The organism is Candidatus Manganitrophaceae bacterium, from assembly GCA_016200325.1.
Classification (GTDB): domain Bacteria; phylum Nitrospirota; class Nitrospiria; order SBBL01; family Manganitrophaceae; genus Manganitrophus.
Genome location: JACQEZ010000008.1, coordinates 1 through 15,522, shown reverse-complemented (window position 1 = coordinate 15,522; position 15,522 = coordinate 1). Strand labels below are relative to the sequence as shown.

Sequence of the window (15,522 nt, the reverse complement as noted above, 5' to 3'; positions counted from 1 at the left end):
ATCCAAGGAATTTAATAAGGAGATTGTTTGACGGTAGTATTTTGCAGGTAATAATGGGGTGAGAGATTGCAGGTCTCGTTAAAATCGATAAAGCGGTCTGATCCGCGGTTTAGCTGCTTTTTCTTTTTTGGCCGGAACGCGCCCGATCGGTCAGATCATCCAACAACGGGCGGAGGGATTCGGGAACGGCCGCCTCATCGGCGATGATTTCTTTTTTCCGGTTCCCATCCTCGATCTTCACCCGATATTGGAATCGATCGCCGCCGGGGGCGTCGGAGCGGAGGACCGCCGGCAGATCGAAAATCCCGCTCTCTTCGACCTGCCGGCAGAGCTGTTGGGCCTCGGCGGAGGGAAGGGTCTCCGTGTCGATCAAGGCCGTCAAACGGATCCCGGCAAAGCCGCCGCTCCGACTAAAATCGATTTTCATGGCGAACTCATGACAAATGCGTTAGGTTTTAATACCGACGGAGGCCCATCCCTGTTTGACCGCTTTCATCTCCAAGCTGCCGTTGCCGTAGAGCTCCTTTGCAACCGCGACGGTTGCTTTTGCGGCATCTTTAAACTGGGCGGTCGGCCGCAACTTATCCCGCAGCGTCACATACCAAATCTGCCCCGCCTTCTCCCACGCCCTGCCGCCGATCTGCATCGCCGTTTCATAGAAGGCGCGGTTGGGAATGCCGGAGTTGAGATGGACGCCGCCGTTGTCGTCTTGCGTTTTGATGTAATCTTTCATGTCACCCGGCTGGGGATCTTTTCCGAGAATCGGATCGTCATAGGCGGTGCCGGGCTCTTTCATCGACCGGAGCGCTTTGCCCTTCACCCCGGGGGCGAGAAGGCCTTTTCCGATCAGCCAATCGGCGTTCTTGGCCAGCTGTTTCTTTTTGTATTGCTTCACGAGAGAGCCGAAGATGTCGGAAAACGATTCGTTCAGCGCGCCCGCTTGGTCTTGATAGTCGAGGCCCGCCTCATATTGGGTGACGCCGTGGGTCAGCTCGTGGCCGATGACGTCGATGGAGATGGTGAACCGGTTGAAAAGTTTTCCATCGCCGTCGCCGTAGACCATCTGCTGGCCGTTCCAAAAAGCGTTGTCATAATTGCGGCCATAATGGATGGTCGAATCGAGCCGCATGCCGCGATCATCGATCGAGTTGCGTTGATAGACTTTGAGATAAAGATCATAGGTCGCTCCGGCGCCGTCATAGGCTTCATTCACCGCACGGTCTTTGCTCTTCGCACCCCCTTCGATACGGACCATTTTCCCCGGGAGGCTGCTTCCCTGTTGGGCATCATAAATGGTTCGGCGCTTGGTGCCGGTGGCCGTCGCCGTCAATGCCGCGATCAGGCCGACCGCCTGCCGCTGGCCGCGCGCCTGCTCGGAGACGGTCAAGGTTCGAAACGCCCACGCTTTCTGGTCGGCGGTGCCGCGCTGCGCGATCTCTTTTAGAATGTGGGGGGGAACGATGCAATAGATGGGAATTCTCGATCCGGAACAGCCGCTTTCATGCCTATTCGCTTTTTCCATCGTCCGATCTCCTTCCATGGGATGTAGGTGAATGACTCGACCTGTTTGTTCGATAGGGGTCGCCGATTTCCAAGGGGCGTTATTTCAGATTCATTTAAACCAACCTGATAAAGACCGTCCCGAGACGTAGACGGAACGATCCGGTGTGCGATGAGGTTACGACACCGGCTTATCCTCCGTTGCCGAGCAGTATGCGAATGTCTTTAATTCAAAATCGACCGTCTGTCTTAATAAGAAAAAAGAGAAGAAAATAGACTTCAAGGACGAGGGGGGAGCCGAAGAATCGCCGCCGCCCAAATACGCTCTGACTTTGGCAAGCACCTCGGCGGGGCGGATCGGTTTTACCAGGTACTCATTCGCGCCGACGCTCATTCCGCGCTGCCGGGATTCGGCATCTTTCCGCGCGGTGACGATAAGAACGGGAATCTCCCGCGTCTCCACGGCTGCTTTGATCGCTTTGCAGACTTCGAACCCATCCATCTTCGGCATCATGATGTCGAGCAGGATCAGCGCGGGATGCTCTTGACGGACCTTCTCCATCGCTTCCTCCCCGTTCAGCGCGACCGAGACAAGGTATCCACCCTTCTTCAAAACCGCCGATAATATATGAATCGCATCTTGGTTATCATCGACGACCAAAACCCTTTTTGGCATTGCACTAAACCTCCTTTCTAGACATTTTCAAATCGGCGCGGCGAGAGGAGATCCGGGGTGTATCGACCGATCTCTTTCCGGAAAAATCCGCCGCTTTTAAATGAGTTTTATCATCCCTCGGTGCATCCCGGCTCTATCGGCGGTCCTAAAGGTAGAACGGATAAAAATCAAACCTCTTCCTCTTTTCCGGTCGAGATTTTCGAACGGGTGGTCCGAACGAGCGTATCCCATAAAAGAGAACGCCGGAATCGGCTTCTTGAGCTTTAACGCAATCAGCTGGTTTTGTGCAATCGGCTGGTTTTGCTGGTTTTGCTGGTTTTGATTGAAGAGCGCCATGGTCAATGCTTCCGTCGGTGTGACGGTTCCAGATCACGAGCTGACTGCAAACCGCGCCTCGGATCCTCCATCACTGGACAGCGAGGGTGCTCCTCAGTTCCTCAATGGGTATGGAACGGTCGAGACGATCCGATTTGGCGGAGATTCAGTGGGGTCTCCCGGTGGTCTGAAGCAGCATGGAAGTGCTGCGAACAAACCGTCATTCGTTGGTGTCCCCAAGGGGATTCGAACCCCTGTTACCGCCGTGAAAGGGCGATGTCCTAGGCCGGGCTAGACGATGGGGACCGGAGAGACTGGCAGATACTATCCGAGATTGCGCAATGATGTCAAGCCCCTTGAAGGACTTTGCCTCTGTTTGTCTTGAAAAGAGCCGGGCCTTCCCGCTATTCTGAAGAAGACACCCATTGGATAAAACATGGCAGTTGAGATCAAGGTCGGTCCGCCGGTCCTCACCATTAATCAGGGCAACACATTCATGATCACCACCGAGGCCGGAGAAATCGACCGCGAGCAGCCGCTCGGCGTCTTCGCGCAAGACACCCGGTTTATATCGTATTATCATTTCTTCATCAATATGCAGCGCTGGAAGTTGCTGACTTCCGCACAGATTCATTATTTTGCGGCGCGCCTTCACCTCACCAATTCCGAGATCGAAACGGAAGGAGGGGTCATCCCCGCCGGCACCCTCGGCCTCCGAATCGAGCGGAGTGTCGGCGACGGCATCCACGAAGATATCCATCTGACCAACTATCATTCCAAACCGGTCACCTTCTTTTTCGAGATCGTCTTACGCTGTGATTTTGCCGATATCTTTGAAGTGAAATCGCATCGCTTCATGGAGCGGGGCCACCTCTTCAGCGAATGGCGGAAAAACGAAGGAGGCTTTTTCGAATCGATCACGACCTACCAGAACAAAGACTTCGTCCGCAAGACAATCTATCAAATCGTCGGGCCGAGCTCTCCCCCCGCTTATGTCAACGGCCGGATCATCTTCGACCTCCATCTCGACCCCGGTCAGAGCTGGCACACCTGCGGCTACATTATTTTATGTTATGACGGTCAAATTCACGGACCGACCGAAATCTGCCATGCCGCCTCCGAACAAACCACCCCGATGGAAAACTTTCAGGTCGAGTGGCGAAAGCGGTGCACACAAATCGCTTCCCCCAACGATCAGATAGCCCATGCTTATCTGGAAGCGATTGATGACATCGGATCGCTTCGTCTTTATAAGAAAACAGAATCGGAGTCGCTCTGGGTTCCCGCCGCCGGTGTGCCGTGGTTCGTGACCCTCTTCGGCCGGGACGCATTGATCGTCTCTTTACAGAGCATGACCGTTTATCCCAATTTTGCGCTCGGCGCACTCCAGGCGCTGGCCGAGCTTCAGGCGACTCAGATCGACGACTGGCGGGATGCGGAGCCGGGGAAGATCCCTCATGAGATCCGGTTCGGCGAGCTGGCCCATTTCAATCGCATTCCGCACACTCCCTATTACGGCACCCACGACGCGACGATCCTCTACCTGATTGTTTTGTCCGAAGCGTACCGCTGGGGGGGGGATGCCGTCCGACTGAAAGCATTCCGCGGGGCGGCCGATCGATGTCTCGAGTGGATCGGCCGATACGGCGACCGAGACGGCGATGGATTTCTCGAATATCAAACCCGGTCGTCTCAAGGCTACCGAAATCAGGGATGGAAAGATGCGCATGATGCGGTGGTCTATCCGGATGGGTCACAGGTGCCGACCCCGATCGCGCTCTGTGAATTCCAAGGATATGTCTATGATGCAAAATTAAGAATGGCCGAGCTGCTCCGCGCGTGGGGCGAGCCGGGGGATGCAGCGCGGGCAGAGCGGCTTGAGCAAGAGGCGCAGCGGCTCAAGACGCGGTTTAACGACGCGTTCTGGGTCGATTCCGAAAAATTTTACGCGTTTGGTTTGGATTCGGAGAAGAGGCCGATCGAGACGGTCGCCTCCAATCCGGGCCATTGTCTCTGGTCGGGAATTATTTCTGACGACCGGGCCGGACGGACCGTGCAGCGCCTCCTCGAAGAAGATATGTTCTCCGGCTTCGGCATCCGAACCCTCTCCTCCCGAAATCCGGCCTACAATCCTTTCTCCTATCAATTGGGATCGGTCTGGCCGCACGACAATGGCTTGATCGCCGCCGGTTTTAAGCGATACGGTTTTGATGAAGAGGCCAATCGGGTTGCGAAAGCGATTTTTGATGCGGCAACTTACTTCGATCAGTTTCGGATGCCGGAGCTCTTTTCCGGGCTGAAGCGGGTCGATGGAGATTTTCCCGTTCAGTATCTCGGTGCCAGCACCCCACAGGCCTGGGCGGCGGCGAGCCTTTTCCACTTCTTACAAACGATCCTGGGGATTGAAGCGGATGCGCCGCATCGCCGTCTCTATGTTCGCCCGACCCTCCCCGACTGGCTGCCCGACCTGACATTAAGCAACCTTCGGGTGGGAGGTGTGAAAATAAATGTCCATTTTTACCGAAAAGGGGGAAGATCCCATTGGGAAATTCTAAACGGCGCCGGAGAAATTGAAGTACTTGAAAAGGAAAAATAAACATAAGTTTGTATGCATTTATTGCACATCTTTGCTGGATCGCCTTCAGCCGAACGAGCCACTTTCGCCATTCTCTCTATAAAGAGAAGAACGGTCTCTTCCCCCTGTTGTTGAGCTTCAACTGAAGAAGGTGCGCCTAAACCGGTCCGATTTAATCGGATCTTTTCTCTTTCTGCTCTTTGTTCAAAGCCAGCCGAAGGCATCGCCCTCCCGAATCTGTTCTCTTTTTTCACAGTCGATCTCCTTCCCGAGTTCTCTCGAGCGACCTGAAACAACTGCAAACGGCATTGCATTTGCAAATTTTTCCGTTCTGGTGTGACCGAAATCACGGTCCTAAAGGAGAACGAGTATCTCCTTCGCCGATCCATCGTGTATCGCGCGCAGAAACGAAAGATCATCATGACCCTAGATTCGATGCGTCTGATCTTCCGGACCTCAAGGAAGAGGGTCCTTTTTCCAGGCGTCTTTTGGAATCTTTGGGAATCTTGCATTTTTATCGACTCGGAGGAAAAGATGTTAAATACGATACTCGAACGGATTACTCGGGAAAAAATTATCGCCGTCATTCGAACGGACAGCGCGGATCAGGCTGTGAAGACAGTCCAGGCCGTTATTGAAGGGGGCGTTCGGATCTTCGAGATCTCGTATGCCATTCCGGATGCTCAGGATGTGATTCGCGAATTAACGAAGGAGAAGAATATCTTGGTCGGCGCGGGGACGGTGCTCACGCTGCGTGAAGCACGCGCCGCCATCGGTCTCGGATGCCACTTCGTCGCCTCTCCGGTCGGAAACCTGGAGTTGGTCCCGATTTGCCGGGACGGCAATGTCGCCTGCATTTTGGGCGCCTCCACCCCCTCCGAGATTTACTCGGCGATGCGGGGGGGAGCGAACATGGTAAAGGTCTTCCCGGTCGACGCGTTGGGTGGCCCCGACTATGTCGATGAAATTTTAAAGCCGCTCCCCTTCCTCAAGATCATTCCGGCCGGCGTGAAGACCTATGACTCCTTTAAAGAATATCTCTCGCTCGGCGTCGAGGCGATCGCGCTGGGGAGCCTGCTGACCCCAAGAAAACATGTCGAGAGCCAAAACTACGAAGCGATCACCCGGGAGGCAAAAAAATTCGCTTCATTGAAAGAGGACCTTCTCTCTAAAGCGGCGTAGCAGGATCAGAAGTCAGAAGTCAGGAGACAGGAGTCAGAAGCGAAGCGATCGCGCTTTTATTCTGAATTCTGACTCCTGACTTCTGTCTCCTCGCATTTCATCTTCTTCCCCGCGATTGCTTCCCCGCCGGCGGTTCAGGTATAGTGAGCTGCATGTCTCTCCTGCTGACGCCTGAGCTTCTCGAAGCGGCCTATTGCCGCGGAATCTTTCCGATGGCCGACGACGGGGAGATCCGCTGGTATTCGCCCGATCCCCGCGGCATCCTCGATCTTCCCACCTTTCACCTCTCGAAACGCTTGGCACGCACTGTACGGCAGGGGCGTTTCGAGATAACCGTCAACCGCAATTTTGAGGGGGTCATCCGTGCCTGCGCCGGCCGCGAGGAGACCTGGATCAACGAAGAGATCATCGAAGCCTACACCGCGCTCCACCGGCTGGGGAAAGCCCATTCGGTCGAGGCGTATCTTGAAGGAACGCTGGCAGGCGGGCTATACGGGGTGGCGCTCGGCGGCGCGTTTATGGGGGAGTCGATGTTCACCCTCATGCGCGATGCCTCCAAAGTCTGCCTGGTCTTTTTGATTGAGCGGCTGAAAACGCGCGGCTACACGCTTCTCGACACCCAATTCATCACCTCGCATCTCCAACGCTTCGGCGCGGTTGAGATCCCCCAAAAAGAATATCTCCGGCGGCTGGAGAGCGCGCTGCGCTTGGAATGTCGATTCGATTGATTACAGCCGATTAAGAGGTGGAAACCGGCGCTTGCGGGGTGCGGCTTCTCTTTAAAAGAACACGGTAGAGCACTTCCAATCCCACCAATACGACAGTCAACAACAGAGCGATCCAGCCCGCCTCCGTTTTTCGGACCACCACCGACATCATGTCTTTTCCGCCGAAATAGTAGACCACGCTGCCGAGATTGATCAAGCCATGCAGGATCATTCCCGGGAAGAGCGACTCGGTCTGCTCATAGAGATAAGCGGCCAACACGCCGGAGAGGAGATGATGGCCGGTATAAGACCCATCGGCCAGCATGTAGAGAAAAGAGGTGATCAGCGCCGCCATCACCGGGTCCGATTTGCGGCGGATCGGACCGTAGAGGAGGCCTCGGAAGATCATCTCCTCGGAAAAGGGCCGGAGAACCACCATGAAGAGAATCGGAATCGCCAGAGACGGCAGGCCCCACATCTTCTCGAAGAAGTGCATCAACCCGGTGATGACATCTTGGTTCCGATAAAGACGGAGAAGCCACGCCTGCGACACCTCCAATGTTTGGAAGCGGAGGAGAAAATAAAAGGTGGCATAGATCACGAGGAAGGCGGCGAGGATCCAGCGCAATCCGAAGAGGAGGCGCATCCCGAGCCGCTCCGAGGAGAAGCCGAGGTCGGCCAGCGGCTGCGCCGTCATATGACGGTAGAAAAGGAGGACGGCGACGAAGACCGAAAACTCCGCCAAAAGATAGATCGGGACGACAATCGGATGGCTTTGAAAGATCCAGGGGGTCCAGAGGACGATGGCGCTGACCGATTTGGGGAGGGCCGCGCCGAAGAGGCCGATCCAAATGCTCCAGCGCTGGCGGTCGAAGAGAGTGCCCCGATCGGGATCGCTCCCCCGTCTGAAGGAGAAGACGAAGCCGACCCCGAGGAGGACCAACAGGAAAAAGGAGAGCTTCCACCAGGCCATTGAAGCTCCTTAGGAAGAGAAGAGAGAAGTCAGGAGTCAGAATATAAACGCTTTCCCATTCTCTCTTCTGGCTCCTGACTCCTGACTTCTTATTTTAAGCCTTACTTCAGCCCCGCCAGATAAGCGGCGGCCGCGTCGAGCTGCTTGTCGGTCAGAGAGATTTGCGGCATCCGGGCGCCGGGCCGCACCGCCTGGGGATCTTTGATAAATGCGCGAAGGGTCGGCTCATCCATCCTGCCGCCGACATTCGAGAGGTTCGGCCCCCTCACCCCTCCCGCGCCGTTGATGGTGTGACACCCTTTGCATTTTGCTTCGAACACTTTTTTCCCCGCCTCGGGCGGAGGGAGGTTCGCCAGCGCTTCATCGCTGATGCTCCCCGAGCATCCCGTGAGCGTGATGACGCCGAGCAACAGCAATCCGATTGATTTGAACATTCTTTTTACCTCACCGTTAAGCAAGAAGCCATCTTACCAAAGTGGCGCCAAATAATCAAAATGCGTTCGCGAGAAAGCAGGAGAGAGGTCCTTTTTATAGTTGAATATCGATACGGGGGAGGAATATCTTAGAGCGATGGGTTCTCTATCAACAGGCGACAGGCTGGATGATACCTTGAAATTCGACGATACAAACCGCTCTTTTGGGTTGAGGGTGTTTTCTCTTTTCTTAACCTCCTTCCTCTTTCTGCTGATCGGAAGCTGTAAAAGTAAAGGCCATTCCGACCCCTCGGTGGCGCGCCCCGCCTCGGCGGTCCCCCTCTCGGCGCTCAAATTGACCCCTTCCGCCGACTGTGATGAGTTGAAGCAGTATCTGACCGATGCGTTGATTGAGCGGTATACCGACAAAGCGCCCCCTTTCTGCATCGACTGTCCCCAACCGGCGATCCCGGAGACAACGGGTGGCAATGCCTCCGGGGTCGCCGGCGGCGCGCATCCCGACGACGTGACACGGACCAACACCCAGGAAGAAGGGGTCGATGAGGCCGATCGGGTCAAAGCCGATGCCGAGGGCCGCCTTTATGTCGTGAATGGCGGGTTTCTGGTGATTGAGGAGGGGTTCCCTCCTGAGGGACTTCAAGAGCTTTCCCGTTTAAAGTTGGAGAGCGTCGCCTACGGCCTCTATCTCGATGAAGCGGCGCGGCGGGTCGTGATCTTTGCGTCTCAGCAGATTCCGTTGGCGGGACCGGCCGCTCCCGTCACGACGGGGGCGCCGATCGCCGCCCCATTCCGGATCTACGATCAGATGATCTTCGTTGATGTCGCCGATCCGGCCCACCCGCAGATCACCGCCCGTCTCTCAACGGAAGGATTTCAGATCGACAGCCGCCGCGTCGGGAAGCGGATTCATCGGGTATCCCGATTTCAGATGCCGGAGCCGACCGCATTGACCACCGACAGCGCCTTTCTCGATCTCGTCAACCAATACCGGCAGATTGTCTGGAACGGCACCGGAAGCGCGGAGGAGACGAAGCGGAGCGATCCGCTCAAAGAGGAGATCAAACAGGCGGTTCAAAAAGCGATGACGGCGGCCGATCCGCAGGGGCTGCTGCCGCACGCGTTTCGCCGGGTCGGAGAGACCCAGACGGAGATCTCCCTCCTCTCCTGCAGCGATATTCTCCTTCCGGAAGTGAAGGAGGATCTCGGCCTCCTGATCGTGACGAGCGTCGACATCGACGGATCGAACCTGGCCGCCACCGCACTCATCAACAATGCGTGGCTCGCCTATGCGAGCAAAGAGTATCTCTATGTCGCGCAATCGAGCGGCGGCTGGTGGTGGGATCGAAATCAGGCGGCGCAGACGGCCCTCTACAAATTTCGTATTTCAGACCAAAAGCCGGTTTATGTCGCCACCGGAAGTATCGACGGCTGGATCAGCAACCGCTTTAACCTAAGCGAGGAGAACGGATTTCTTCGGGCGGCGAGCACCGAGCAGCGGATCAATCCCGATACAAACCAATTCGAGCGAAAGAACCACATTTTTGTCCTGGAAGATGACCAGGCCGGGGAGCTGCAGGTCGTCGGCTCGGTCGACGGATTTGCGCCCGGCGAGTCGATCACCGGCGCCCGCTTCCTCGGCGACCGCGGCTTCGTCGTCACCTTCCGCCAGGTCGATCCCCTCTTCGCTTTTGATCTTTCCAATCCGCGTCAGCCGAAATTGATCGGCGAGTTGACGATCCCCGGATTCAGCACCTACCTTCATCCGCTCGACGCCAATCACCTTCTGACGGTCGCCTCCGAGAGCGGGAGCGTCGCGCTTCAGCTCTTCGACGTCACCGACCTGATCCATCCAAAACTCCTTCACAAGTTCACCCCTGCGGGAGGGGGCCAGTTCGCCTGGAGCGACGCCCTCTGGGATCCGCATGCATTTACCTTTTATGCCCCGCGGAATCTCCTCGCCATCCCATTGGTTCTCTGGAATCCTGCTCCAGGAAATACCTTCAGCGGGATCGCCGCTTTCCGGGTGAGTGTTACGGACGGCTTCACGGAGCTCGGGCGGGTCGACCATGCCGATCTGGCCTTTCAGGTTTACTGCACGAACCTTCCCCCCGATCAACCCAGCCGGGCGGACGCGTGCCGGGCCGGCCTGTTCCTCGGCGGGGCCGCCCCGATCCGATCGGTGTTCATGACCTCCGGTTCGAGCACCTTCCTGTATAGCCTCTCGAACATCGGCATCAAGGCGACGCCGGTCGATCAGCCGACGACCCTCCTTGGGAGTGTCCTTTTCCCGGATCCCGGATACGGTTGGTGGCTTGCCGCCGGCGTCTCCGGCAAACCCTCCCTCTGAAAAGCACTTTTCAACGGCACTCTTTTTCAGTTATAATGTCGGTTCACATTATCGATAAACGGATATCGTCGGAGAGGAAGAACAGCATGAAACCGAAGACCATGTTTGAGAAGATCTGGGAAGCGCACGTCGTCCATGAAGAGCAAGGGAAGCCGACCCTCCTCTACATCGACCGCCATCTGGTGCATGAAGTGACCTCGCCCCAAGCCTTTGACGGCCTGCGATTGGCCGAGCGAAAAGTGCGACGTCCCGACCTCACCTTCGCCACGATGGACCACAACGTTCCGACCAGCGATCGCGCCCTCCCGATCGAAGACCGGATCTCGGCCCAACAGATGGACACCCTGTCGCGAAATTGCAAAGAGTTCGGCGTCACCCTCTTCGATCTAAACAGCCCGGAGCAGGGGATCGTCCATGTCATCGGACCCGAATTGGGACTCACCCTCCCCGGCGTCACCCTCGTCTGCGGCGACAGCCACACTTCGACGCACGGCGCTTTCGGCGCGCTGGCGTTCGGCATCGGAACGAGCGAAGTCGAGCATGTTCTCGCGACACAGTGCCTGCTGCAGGACAAACCGAAGACGTTCCTGATCGAAGTCAATGGCGCCCGTCCCTACGGCGTGGAGGCGAAGGACATCATCCTCTCGATCATCGGGCGGATCGGCACCGGCGGCGGCGTCGGCAGCGTCGTCGAATTTGACGGCGATACGATCCGATCGCTCAGCATGGAAGAGCGAATGACCGTCTGCAACATGTCGATCGAAGGAGGCGCACGCGCCGGAATGATCGCCCCCGACGAGAAGACCTTCGACTATTTGCGGGGACGGAAACATGCCCCGAAGGAGTTCGACGCCGCGGTGGCGCGATGGAAGAACCTTCCGACCGATCCGGGGGCGACCTTCGATCGTACTTTGAAAGTCGATGCCGCGACCCTCACCCCGCAGGTGACCTGGGGGACCAATCCAGGACAGGTATTGCCGATCGATGCCCGTATTCCGAATCCGTCCGAATACGCCGACCCGAATGATCGCAAGTCGGCGGAGCGGGCGCTGGAATACATGGGGCTTCGCCCCGGCACCCCGATCGAAGAGATCCCGATCGAGCGGGTCTTCATCGGCTCCTGCACCAATGCCCGGATCGAAGACCTTCGGCGGGTCGCCACGTTCGTCAAGGGCCGGCGGGTCTCCCCGAAAGTCTACGCGATGATTGTTCCCGGCTCGCAGCAGGTAAAGCACAAAGCGGAGGAGGAAGGGCTCCATCGGATCTTCAAAGAGGCCGGCTTCGATTGGCGCGAGTCTGGCTGCTCGATGTGTCTTGGAATGAATCCCGATATCCTCCAGCCGGGCGAGCGCTGCGCGTCGACCTCGAACCGCAATTTCGAAGGACGCCAGGGGAAGGGGGGGCGGACCCACCTCGTCAGCCCGCTCATGGCGGCGGCCGCGGCGGTGGAGGGGCATTTCGTTGACGTTCGGCAATACGATCTGAAAAGTTAGAAAAATAGAGGAGAGAGAATGGAACCTTTCGTGAAACTCAACGGCCTGGTCGCGCTGCTCGATCTTCCGAACGTCGACACCGACCAGATCATCCCGAAACAGTTTCTCAAGCGGATCGAGCGGACCGGCTTCGGACAGTTTCTGTTTTATGATTGGCGTTTTATCGATGGGAAAAAGCCGAACCCCGAGTTTGAGATGAACGCCGACCGTTATCGGGGGGCGACGGTCCTGGTGACCCGGGCGAATTTCGGCTGCGGTTCTTCGCGGGAGCATGCCCCCTGGTCACTCCTTGACTACGGCTTCAAGTGCATCATCGCGCCGTCGTTCGCCGATATTTTCTACAACAACTGCTTTAAGAATGGAATGCTCCCGATCACCCTCTCCGAGGATCAGGTCGAAATGATTTTTCAGCGGACCCGTGCAAGAGAGGGGTACCGACTAAATGTCGATCTGGAGAATCAGGAGATCACCTCGGCGGATGGGTTGCTCTTCTCCTTTCAAGTCGATCCGTTTCGACGCCACTGTCTGCTTAACGGACTGGACGACATCGGTCTGACGCTTCAGCAGGAAGAGAAGATTCGGAAATACGAGCAGACGCGGGCGTCGGTGTAGAAAGGATAGAAGGGGGCTGTCCCCGGACCGCGCGGCCGGATCGTCTCAGCCTCGCCTAAACGCCCCGGGCTGGGGCGGGCCCCATGCAGGCACGGTCGAACGCTGCTAGATCCGCTGGATGCGATGGAAGGGAATGACATCGATCAGATCGGCCTTTGTCGGGAATGCGCCCATGCGAAGGTCGTCCGTTCCGCCAAAGGAAGCCTCTTCTACTTCTGCCGGCGAAATGACACCGATCCTTCTTATCCCAAGTACCCTCCTCTTCCGATCTTCAGCTGTTCAGGTTTCGAAACGGACCGAGCCGACATCACCCTTTCTTAAATTCCTTTAAACTTCCTAATCCGCTGGATGGGATCCATCCCGCTGCCTCTTGGCGTCTCAAGGGAGGACGCTACCGTGCGGCCGCCTGTAGAATCAAACCCGACGTCTCTCCTCCTGATTGACTTCCACCTCCAAATCAGTTATCTCAAATGGGTAGATATGACTCGGCGATCCTTTCTTCCAATCCTCCTGCTATTCTTCCTCACTCTCAACGGCTGTGGCATGAAATCATTTATTTTCTTTCCTGAAAAAGAGATCATGCAGACGCCGGCCGACGCCGGCCTCCCCTTCGAAGAGCTCTACCTCGACACCGCCGACGGGGTGAAAATTAACGGCTGGTTCGTTCCCTACCCCGGGGCGCAGACCACGCTTCTTTGGCTGCATGGAAACGGCGGGAACATCAGTTACGTCGTCGGCCGGATCCGCCGCTTCGCCCCCGGGTTGAAGTGCAATATTCTGGTGATCGATTATCGGGGTTACGGCCGAAGCGGGGGCGAGATCTCCGAGGAAGGGACCTATCGCGATGCGCAAGCCGCCTATGACTATCTTCGAGCACGGCCGGATGTCGATCCGAGCCGGATTGTGCTGCTCGGGGTCTCGCTGGGGGCCGGGGTCGCGACGGAGCTGGCGCTGCAGCGGCCGGTGCAGGGGCTGATTTTAGAAGCACCGTTTGCATCGATCCGGGAGATGGCGCGGATCGTCGCACCCTATATTCCGATCGGGCCGCTCCTGACAACCCGTTATGACAATCTTGCCAAGATCGGCCAGGTAGCGGTTCCCCTTTTGATCGTTCACGGAGATCAGGATGAAGTGGTCCCTTTTGAGCAGGGCCGGATGCTCTTTGCGGCGGCCCGGGAGCCGAAACAGTTTTATACGATTCCCGGCGCCGGCCACAACAACACCGATGCCGTCGGCGGCGCCGCTTATTTCGAACAGATCGCCCAATTCATCGCGACGCTCCCCCCGGCCTCCTCAGCAAAAGGCCTGGTCAGCGAGAATGACCCCCCGTCGAATCAAAAATAACAAAGGCGAAGAGGCTGCCGGTCAGCACCGACGCGGCGACCCAAAACATCGCCCCATACCGTCCTCCCTGCGCGACCCACCCTAACAGGGGCGCGCCGATGAAGAGACCGAAATCGTAAAGCATCGTGAAGAGGGTCATCACCCCGCCGCGATTCTCCTCCCGCTCTCGGCCCAGGATCATCGACGAGAGGATCGGAAAAATAAATCCATGCCCCACGCCGGCCAACATCCCGCCGACCGCCAACCCGGCCAGCGTCGGCCGGAAGAAGAGGACGAGAATCCCGATCGCCATCGACACCATCGCGGGATAGAGGACCCATTTGAGTCCGAATCGGTCGGGCCATCGGCTCCCGATCAGCCGGACGGCGACTGCGGTTAATGTGTACGCGATAAAGAAGTGGGTCATCGAGCCGATCCCGACCGTCAACGCATAGGGTTTGAGAAAAACCATATACGACGTCATGCTGAAGGAGAAAGCGACCGTCGCGACAAGCGGAAGACGCAGAGCGGGCCGGAAGGCAATCTCGAGAAATCGATCTTGGGATCGCTCCCCTTGCGCCCCTCGGACCGGCTCATCGATCAAGAGCCCCATGATCAACGACAGAAGGGCCAGGAGGGCGCCGCTGATGAACAGCGCGGCGTAGCCGCCGAGCCGGATGACCTGCTCGCCCCACAACACGCCGATCGACCCCGAGAGATGTCCCGATATCCCGAAAAGGGCAATTCCCTCGGTCCGCCGCGTCGCCGGTGAGAGGTCGGCGGCGAGGGTAAAAAAAGTCGCCATCAAGACCCCCATGCCGAGCCCATGCAGAAGCCGGACAAAATAAATTTCCCCTCCCGATGAATGGATGCCGAGGTAGGAGAGGTTCGCCGCCAGAAAGAGAAGGCCCCCGATCATGAGGCACCGCCGCCGTCCGATCCGATCGAGCGCCCCCCCGACCCAGGGCCGGGCGACGATTCCCGCCAGCGACGCGGTCCCGATGACGACTCCGACTTTGAAAAGATCAAAGCCGAGGGTCTGAAGAAAAACCGGCAGGAGGACATAGGGCCAGAAAGAGAGGCCGAAGAGAAAATGGGCGGCAAAGAGAAGAACGAAGTCGCGGGTGATGAGCGGTGGGGCCACGGTCGGAGTCGGCTCTTTCATTCGATCATCATAGCAGAGGGCTAAGCGAAAACGTCAAGGGGGAAGAGGGACGAATAAAAGTCAGGAGCTGGGACTCAGAATCGAGGATTCAACAGACTTAAGGTCGTGGGGTTTCACCCCACCCCCCACCGTGGGGGCGCCTCGTCGCGCCCCCTCCGGCTTCCCCAGACGCCGGGGGTGGAACCCCCTGGCCCCCCTGCGGCCGAACTCGGCGCGACCG

At 57.4% G+C, this 15,522-nt stretch carries 14 protein-coding genes and 1 tRNA gene; 8 read left to right on the top strand and 7 right to left on the bottom strand.

Going from position 1 to position 15,522, the window contains the following annotated elements:
- Positions 1 to 109: 109 nt before the first annotated feature.
- The 4 genes from HY282_05885 to HY282_05870 form a co-directional block, all read right to left on the bottom strand.
- Entirely contained in the window at positions 110 to 427 is a 318-nt protein-coding gene (locus HY282_05885) for a hypothetical protein (GenBank protein MBI3803275.1), read from the bottom strand.
- Between the two features lie 21 nt (positions 428 to 448).
- Entirely contained in the window at positions 449 to 1,522 is a 1,074-nt protein-coding gene (locus HY282_05880) for a M4 family metallopeptidase (GenBank protein MBI3803274.1), read from the bottom strand.
- Between the two features lie 156 nt (positions 1,523 to 1,678).
- The gene (locus HY282_05875) at positions 1,679 to 2,176 is read right to left on the bottom strand and encodes a response regulator (GenBank protein ID MBI3803273.1); all 498 of its coding nucleotides are present in this window, start codon (positions 2,174 to 2,176) and stop codon (positions 1,679 to 1,681) included.
- A gap of 543 nt (positions 2,177 to 2,719) precedes the next feature.
- Positions 2,720 to 2,797: transfer RNA gene (locus HY282_05870), tRNA-Glu, on the bottom strand.
- Positions 2,798 to 2,927: 130 nt separating this feature from the next.
- Between HY282_05870 and HY282_05865 the strand changes: the two genes are divergently transcribed.
- The 3 genes from HY282_05865 (at position 2,928) to HY282_05855 (ending at position 6,976) form a co-directional block, all read left to right on the top strand.
- On the top strand, positions 2,928 to 5,087 hold the full coding sequence (locus HY282_05865; protein ID MBI3803272.1) for an amylo-alpha-1,6-glucosidase: 2,160 nt from the start codon (positions 2,928 to 2,930) through the stop codon (positions 5,085 to 5,087).
- 513 nt (positions 5,088 to 5,600) lie between these two features.
- Positions 5,601 to 6,248, top strand: a complete 648-nt coding sequence (locus HY282_05860; GenBank protein ID MBI3803271.1) for a bifunctional 4-hydroxy-2-oxoglutarate aldolase/2-dehydro-3-deoxy-phosphogluconate aldolase — start codon at positions 5,601 to 5,603, stop codon at positions 6,246 to 6,248.
- Between the two features lie 152 nt (positions 6,249 to 6,400).
- Entirely contained in the window at positions 6,401 to 6,976 is a 576-nt protein-coding gene (locus HY282_05855) for a leucyl/phenylalanyl-tRNA--protein transferase (protein ID MBI3803270.1), read from the top strand.
- 10 nt (positions 6,977 to 6,986) lie between these two features.
- On the opposite strand, the gene HY282_05850 is transcribed toward HY282_05855, so the two are convergent.
- On the bottom strand, positions 6,987 to 7,928 hold the full coding sequence (locus tag HY282_05850; protein MBI3803269.1) for a CPBP family intramembrane metalloprotease: 942 nt from the start codon (positions 7,926 to 7,928) through the stop codon (positions 6,987 to 6,989).
- Positions 7,929 to 8,029: 101 nt separating this feature from the next.
- Positions 8,030 to 8,362: a cytochrome c gene (locus HY282_05845; GenBank protein MBI3803268.1), complete on the bottom strand. Its 333-nt coding sequence runs from the start codon at positions 8,360 to 8,362 to the stop codon at positions 8,030 to 8,032.
- Positions 8,363 to 8,537: 175 nt separating this feature from the next.
- On the opposite strand from HY282_05845, the gene HY282_05840 reads away from it, so the two are divergent.
- The 5 genes from HY282_05840 (at position 8,538) to HY282_05820 (ending at position 14,158) form a co-directional block, all read left to right on the top strand.
- Positions 8,538 to 10,709: a beta-propeller domain-containing protein gene (locus HY282_05840; GenBank protein ID MBI3803267.1), complete on the top strand. Its 2,172-nt coding sequence runs from the start codon at positions 8,538 to 8,540 to the stop codon at positions 10,707 to 10,709.
- Positions 10,710 to 10,795: 86 nt separating this feature from the next.
- The gene (leuC, locus tag HY282_05835) at positions 10,796 to 12,202 is read left to right on the top strand and encodes a 3-isopropylmalate dehydratase large subunit (GenBank protein ID MBI3803266.1); all 1,407 of its coding nucleotides are present in this window, start codon (positions 10,796 to 10,798) and stop codon (positions 12,200 to 12,202) included.
- An 18-nt stretch (positions 12,203 to 12,220) separates the two neighbouring features.
- A complete protein-coding gene (gene leuD / locus HY282_05830) occupies positions 12,221 to 12,814 on the top strand; it encodes a 3-isopropylmalate dehydratase small subunit (protein ID MBI3803265.1) in 594 nt (197 codons plus the stop codon).
- 123 nt (positions 12,815 to 12,937) lie between these two features.
- Positions 12,938 to 13,135 carry a hypothetical protein gene (locus HY282_05825; GenBank protein MBI3803264.1) on the top strand — a complete coding sequence of 66 codons (198 nt, stop codon included), beginning with the start codon at positions 12,938 to 12,940 and terminating at the stop codon, positions 13,133 to 13,135.
- 222 nt (positions 13,136 to 13,357) lie between these two features.
- Positions 13,358 to 14,158, top strand: coding sequence for an alpha/beta hydrolase (locus tag HY282_05820; protein MBI3803263.1), 801 nt, complete (start codon positions 13,358 to 13,360; stop codon positions 14,156 to 14,158).
- Here the strand turns inward: HY282_05820 and HY282_05815 are convergent.
- Positions 14,124 to 15,302: an MFS transporter gene (locus HY282_05815; GenBank protein MBI3803262.1), complete on the bottom strand. Its 1,179-nt coding sequence runs from the start codon at positions 15,300 to 15,302 to the stop codon at positions 14,124 to 14,126. The two genes, HY282_05820 and HY282_05815, sit on opposite strands and share 35 nt — an antisense overlap.
- Between the last annotated feature and the right edge of the window lie 220 nt (positions 15,303 to 15,522).

Bases quoted from the DNA above. Each gene is read 5' to 3' on its own strand.
- leuD (MBI3803265.1), top strand. From the start codon at position 12,221: ATGGAACCTTTCGTGAAACTCAACGGCCTGGTCGCGCTGCTCGATCTT.
- HY282_05845 (MBI3803268.1), bottom strand. From the start codon at position 8,362: ATGTTCAAATCAATCGGATTGCTGTTGCTCGGCGTCATCACGCTCACG.
- HY282_05875 (MBI3803273.1), bottom strand. From the start codon at position 2,176: ATGCCAAAAAGGGTTTTGGTCGTCGATGATAACCAAGATGCGATTCAT.
- HY282_05865 (MBI3803272.1), top strand. From the start codon at position 2,928: ATGGCAGTTGAGATCAAGGTCGGTCCGCCGGTCCTCACCATTAATCAG.
- HY282_05860 (MBI3803271.1), top strand. From the start codon at position 5,601: ATGTTAAATACGATACTCGAACGGATTACTCGGGAAAAAATTATCGCC.
- HY282_05880 (MBI3803274.1), bottom strand. From the start codon at position 1,522: ATGGAAAAAGCGAATAGGCATGAAAGCGGCTGTTCCGGATCGAGAATT.
- HY282_05855 (MBI3803270.1), top strand. From the start codon at position 6,401: ATGTCTCTCCTGCTGACGCCTGAGCTTCTCGAAGCGGCCTATTGCCGC.
- HY282_05885 (MBI3803275.1), bottom strand. From the start codon at position 427: ATGAAAATCGATTTTAGTCGGAGCGGCGGCTTTGCCGGGATCCGTTTG.
- HY282_05825 (MBI3803264.1), top strand. From the start codon at position 12,938: ATGGAAGGGAATGACATCGATCAGATCGGCCTTTGTCGGGAATGCGCC.
- HY282_05850 (MBI3803269.1), bottom strand. From the start codon at position 7,928: ATGGCCTGGTGGAAGCTCTCCTTTTTCCTGTTGGTCCTCCTCGGGGTC.
- HY282_05815 (MBI3803262.1), bottom strand. From the start codon at position 15,302: ATGAAAGAGCCGACTCCGACCGTGGCCCCACCGCTCATCACCCGCGAC.
- HY282_05820 (MBI3803263.1), top strand. From the start codon at position 13,358: ATGAAATCATTTATTTTCTTTCCTGAAAAAGAGATCATGCAGACGCCG.
- leuC (MBI3803266.1), top strand. From the start codon at position 10,796: ATGAAACCGAAGACCATGTTTGAGAAGATCTGGGAAGCGCACGTCGTC.